Annotated in this window: 6 protein-coding genes; all 6 read right to left on the reverse strand. The window is 61.7% G+C overall.

Annotation, left to right across the window (positions count from 1 at the left end):
• Positions 1-332, reverse strand: a 332-nt coding sequence (locus PKE44_RS12225; protein ID WP_324551555.1) for a shikimate kinase, incomplete at its 3' end; no start/stop codon positions are given.
• A 76-nt stretch (positions 333-408) separates the two neighbouring features.
• Positions 409-2,622: a type IV pilus secretin PilQ gene (locus PKE44_RS12230; RefSeq protein ID WP_324551558.1), complete on the reverse strand. Its 2,214-nt coding sequence runs from the start codon at positions 2,620-2,622 to the stop codon at positions 409-411.
• Positions 2,623-2,727: 105 nt separating this feature from the next.
• On the reverse strand, positions 2,728-3,249 hold the full coding sequence (locus PKE44_RS12235; protein WP_324551560.1) for a pilus assembly protein PilP: 522 nt from the start codon (positions 3,247-3,249) through the stop codon (positions 2,728-2,730).
• Positions 3,246-3,881, reverse strand: coding sequence for a type 4a pilus biogenesis protein PilO (pilO, locus tag PKE44_RS12240; RefSeq protein WP_324551561.1), 636 nt, complete (start codon positions 3,879-3,881; stop codon positions 3,246-3,248). The genes PKE44_RS12235 and pilO overlap by 4 nt, the downstream gene beginning before the upstream one ends.
• Positions 3,878-4,465: a PilN domain-containing protein gene (locus PKE44_RS12245; RefSeq protein ID WP_324551563.1), complete on the reverse strand. Its 588-nt coding sequence runs from the start codon at positions 4,463-4,465 to the stop codon at positions 3,878-3,880. Before PKE44_RS12245 ends, pilO begins: the two co-directional genes overlap by 4 nt.
• A partial coding sequence (gene pilM / locus PKE44_RS12250) for a type IV pilus assembly protein PilM (RefSeq protein ID WP_324551566.1) occupies positions 4,462-5,037 on the reverse strand: 576 nt, incomplete at its 5' end. The genes PKE44_RS12245 and pilM, both read right to left, overlap by 4 nt.

Consider the following 5,037-nt stretch of genomic DNA (forward strand, 5'->3'; position numbering starts at 1 on the left):
TGTTCGTCCACCGAGGTTTCGAGATAGACGACGAAGCCGCGCGTGCTCAGGCAGGCACGGTTTTCCGCCGCCAGAACGGCCCCCCCGCCGGTGGCGAGCACGATGCCCTCGCGCAGCGTCAGATCCTCGATCACCTGACGCTCGCGCAACCGGAAGCCGGCTTCGCCTTCCTTCTCGAAGATCAGCGGAATGCTGGCGCCGGTGCGGGTTTCGATTTCCTTGTCGCTGTCGACGAAAGGGCGCGACAGGCTCTGGGCCAGCAGGCGGCCGATCGTGGACTTGCCGGCACCCATCGGGCCGACGAGGAACAGGCTTGCGGAAGGTCTGTACATCGGATGTCCTGACAGGACTGCGCCGCGCGACCTGAGCGGGGCCGCGCGGCGCAGTGCAAGAGGTCCTCCTGCGCGATCAGCGGATGACGACGTTGCCGTCGACGATCTGCGGCGTGATGAAGATCAGCAGCTCGGACTTGGTGTTCGAGGATGCGTTGCGCCGGAACAGCCGGCCGATGCCGGGGATGTCGCCGAGGAACGGAATCTTGTCCACCGATTCGGAGGTGATCTGTTCGTAGACGCCGCCCAGCACCACGGTCTCGCCGCTGCGCACCAGCACCTGCGTGCTGACCTCGCGCTTGGCCAGCACCGGCTGGCCCTGCACGACTTCGCCGGTGACCTCATTCTTGGTTACCTTGATGTCCATGATGATGGCCTTGTCCGGCGTGATCTGCGGGGTCACGGTCAGTTCGAGCAGGGCTTCCTTGAAGGAAACATTATTGGTCGATGCGCCACCGACATTCGACACCGCGGTATAGGGCACTTCCCGGCCCTGCTTGATCGAGGCTTCCTTGCGATCGGCCGTCATCACGCGCGGATTGGAAAGCGTTTCGCCGCGTCCCTCGGCCTGCAGGGCGGACAATTCCAGATCCAGTTGGAAGCGTGAGCCTAGGATAGCCAGTCCCAGTGATCCGGCCGGTGAGCCTGTCACCGCGGCATCAAAACCGAGGCGATCGGTCAGGGTGGTGGTATATGTGCCGCTGCTGGTGAAACTGGCCAGACCGTTGTTGATGCCAGCGATGTTGCCGCCCAGAATGGCGCTCTTGCTTCCACTGGTGGTAATGGAGGTTCCACCGATGCGAACACCCAACTCCTTCGAAAAGTCATCGTTGGCGATCACGATCCGTGAATCGATCATGACCTGGCGCACCGGAATGTCGATGCGGGTCACCAGCGCGCGTATGTCACTGATGCGCTCCGGCAGGTCCTGAATCAGCAGGGTGTTGGTGCGATCATCCACTGCCACCTGACCACGCTCCGACAGCAGCGAGGTTTCAGTGGAGCGTCCGGCTGTAGAGCCGCCACCTTCGCTGCGGGTCTTGATCAGTTTTGCGATATCGGCAGCCTTCGCGTAATTGATCTGCATGAGTTCCGAGCGCAGCGGTGCCAGTTCGACCTGCTGCTTGCGGGCTTCGAGTTCCAGTTTTTCGCGCTGCGTGACCTCGGCGGTCGGCGCGATATAGATTACGTTGCCCTGCTGGCGCTGGGTCAGACCCTTGGTCTGCATGATGATGTCCAGCGCCTGATCCCAGGGCACGTTCTTCAGGCGCAGCGTGATGCGACCGGTGACGGTGTCGCTGACGACGACGTTCAGGTTCGTGAAATCGGCGATGATCTGCAGCACCGCACGGACTTCGATATCCTGGAAATTCAGCGACAGCAGTTCACCGCGGTAGGTCCGTTCGCGCTGGTCACCGATCGTGCTGCCGCTGCCACCGCTGCCGGCGCTCGTGGCCGGGCGTACCTCGATCGTATATTTGCCTTCGGTCTGGAAGGCGACGAGTTCGTAACGGCCATTGGTCTTGATGCCGAGGCTGCCGTTACGGCCCTTGTTGACTCCATCGATGCTCATGACCGGCGTACCGAAATCGGTCACGTCCAGCCGCCGCAACTGCGAACTGGCCAGTGGCGCGCCAATGAAATCGGCGATGATGCGGTCGCCTTCCTCGCGCACGTCGACCGAGGTCGAGGCATCGCCCAGACTGACGATGATCTGGCCCTGGCCTTCGGCGCCGCGATGGAAATCGATGCGGCTGACTTCACGATTACCGGCCGCTGCCGGACTGCGGCTGGCGGCATGCATCTGCACGCCGCCAGCCGGCTGGGCCGGACTGCTCTCGGTGCGCGCCACCGGGGTTGATCCTGCCGGCTCAAGAGTCAGCAGCACCTCGCTGCCTTCGGTGCGCACGCTGTAGGGCACCATCCGCGACAGGTTGACCAGCACGCGCGTGCGATCACTGGCCTCGATGATGCTGACGCGTTCGGCGACGCCGTTGCCGATGTCCTGCCGGCGCACGTTCATGCCGTTCTTGGCGCCGGGCAGATCGAGCACGATGCGGGCGGGCTCGCTGGTCGAAAAGTGGGTGGGGGCCGTACCCGGCTGCGACAGCGTGAAACGCAGCTGCGTGCGGTTACCCGGCAGCGAGCCGGCATCGACCGCGGTCAGTTCCGTTGCTGCCCGCGCCGCCCCGGCCGGCAACGCAGCGGCCGTGCAGACAGCGACCACGGCGAACAGACAGGCACGCCAGACCTCGGTCCGGGCGGTTTTCGCCGGCTCGGGCTTCGCCATGATCCTTTTCCCCCTTGATGTATTCAGTCTGTCCGGCCCGCGAACATGAGGCCGGTGTGCTCCGATCCTGCCGGCACGCCCGGAATGGTCCGCCGCCGGCAGCGATCATTCCGCCAGCGTAAGCGCATTGCGCCGTTCGACCCAACCGCCGTTGTTATCCGGCACGATCTCCAGCAGCTCGATCCGGTTGTCGCTGATCTGCAGGATCTTGCCGTAGTCGGTACCGATGAAATTGCCGACCTGGACCGTCTGGACGGTGCCATCCGGAACCCGGATCAGCGCCAGCCTGCCGTCGCGCTCAAGGGTTCCGACCATCTTCAGAGAGCCAAGGCTGTACTTTTCCAGTTCCTCGCGCGGACGGTCGAGGTCGGGGCGGATGCCGTTGTCGATCCGCGGCGGGGCTGCCTGGGCCTTGAGCATCGAGGCGATCGCGAACGGCGACTTCAGATCCTGGGCACTGTAGGCCACGGGTTGGTAGGGCTGGGGCTGGGGCAGCGGGTCGAGCGCTCTGCCGGGCGAGGACGCCTTGGTGAGTGCAACGAAATCCCGCAGGTCCGCTGTATTGTCGGCGGGTTCACATCCGCAGATCAGCAGCGCTGACAGAAGGACGACAGGGATGCGACTCATCTCTTGGAACCTGCCGCAGCGACATTGTCGTCTTCGGTATAGCGATAGGTTTGCAGCGTTGCCTCGATGGTCAGCGGTTCTGCAGATTCCCGGTTGAAGTCCCGGACTGTGGCGCCATTCATCGTGACGTTTTCAAGCGTGACAATGCGTGGCAGCGCAGCGACGCTGCCGATGAATGCGCCGAACTGATGATAGCTGGCCTGTGCTTTGATCTGAATGGGTTTGGCCGCGTAGAAGCCGCGCGAAACTTCATCCAGCGGCCGGAATTGTGAGAAAACCAGTCCATTGGCCCTGCCCTGATTGGAAATGTCTTCCAGCAGGTTCGGCATTTCGGTTTTGGTGGGCAGTTGCTTCAGCATGTCGCTCAACATCTGTTCAAGTTCCTTGATCTGAGCCCGATAGGCATCGATGTTGGCGACCACACGCTGCTTGTTGATGAACTCCTGCCGCAACTGCTGTTCCTTGCCGCGTTCGGAGTCCAGTATGGCAATCTGGTCGGCTGTATCCAGATACCAGCCGGCGCCAACCACCATGCTGAGCGTCAGGACCAGCAGCACGATCCTGGCTGCCAGTGGCCAGTCGCCACCACGATTGATGTCCAGTTCCAGATTGCGCAACTGGTCCAGATTCATTTCTGGCTCCTGGCCGGAGATTTCGCTGTAGTTTCTGCAGGGGGCTGGCTCTTTCTTGGTACGGCAAGGTCAAATATGCTGACCCGGACACCTGCGATGTCGCGATTGTCGATCTGGCGCAGTACTGGTTCACCGAACAACGGCGTTTCCACCAGTCGGCGCAGGAAATCGGAAACCACATAATTCGATAGCGCTGTGCCATTCAGGGTGATGTTGTTGCCTTCTGTTCTTAAGCTGGACAGATACAGGGTGTCGGGAGCAATTCGTGCGAGTGTGTCAAAAATCCGCACCATTGTCGGGCGGCTGGTCTGGAGGTTCTGAATGATGTCCAGCCTGGCCAGCAGGCGCGCTTTGGTCTCATCCAGTTTCTTCATTTCTTCCGCGATTCGATTCAAGCGGGCGATTTCCGAGCGAAGAAACTGGTTGCGGGTCTGCTGCCCCTGAATCTGTTCGGCAACCAGCAGATGCGCCCCGACGACTGAAACAGCCCCCAGTAACACCGCTGCAACAATGGATGCAACGAACTGGCGCTGGCGTCGCTGGCGTCGTTCTTCGCGCCAAGGCAGGAGATTGATGCTGGTCATCGATCAAAACTCCGGAGGGCGAGGCCGCAGGCCGTGGCATACAGTGGAGCCTGCGCTTGCAGATCACGGTGTCGTACACGGGCCGGAGCGGTCATGGCTTCAAACGGGTTGCCGAGAACCGTAGGAATCTGCAAGGTAGCGCCTACGGCCCGTGGCAAACCGGGGACCAGCGATCCGCCGCCAGTGAGGATCACATGCTCGACCGTACTGTGGTGGCTCGATGAAAAGAAGAATTGCAGCGTCTGGCCGATCTGCTCAGCGATCGTGTTGCGGTAATGCGTGATCAGATCAGTACTGTATTCGTCATTCTGCCCGCCGGTTCGCTTGGCCAGTTCCGCATCGGCGCGGGTGATGCCATAGGCATCAGCGATGGCATTGGTGAGCATGTCACCGCCGAAGGCGTGTTCACGGGTGTAGATCGTGCGCCCTTCCTGCAGCACATACAGGGTGGTATGGCCGGCGCCCACATCGATCACTGCAAAGCGGGCGTCCGCGCCGTACTGTGGCAAGGTCGAAGCCAGCAGGTGAAAGCTGTTTTCGAGGGCATAGGTTTCAACGTCGACGATGGCTGC

Source organism: Plasticicumulans sp., from assembly GCF_035331805.1.
In the GTDB taxonomy this organism is placed as follows: Bacteria; Pseudomonadota; Gammaproteobacteria; order Competibacterales; family Competibacteraceae; genus Plasticicumulans.

Excerpts from the sequence above, each read along its gene's own strand:
- PKE44_RS12230 (WP_324551558.1), bottom strand. The coding sequence starts at position 2,622 with ATGGCGAAGCCCGAGCCGGCGAAAACCGCCCGGACCGAGGTCTGGCGT.
- pilO (WP_324551561.1), bottom strand. The coding sequence starts at position 3,881 with ATGAATCTGGACCAGTTGCGCAATCTGGAACTGGACATCAATCGTGGT.
- PKE44_RS12245 (WP_324551563.1), bottom strand. The coding sequence starts at position 4,465 with ATGACCAGCATCAATCTCCTGCCTTGGCGCGAAGAACGACGCCAGCGA.
- PKE44_RS12235 (WP_324551560.1), bottom strand. The coding sequence starts at position 3,249 with ATGAGTCGCATCCCTGTCGTCCTTCTGTCAGCGCTGCTGATCTGCGGA.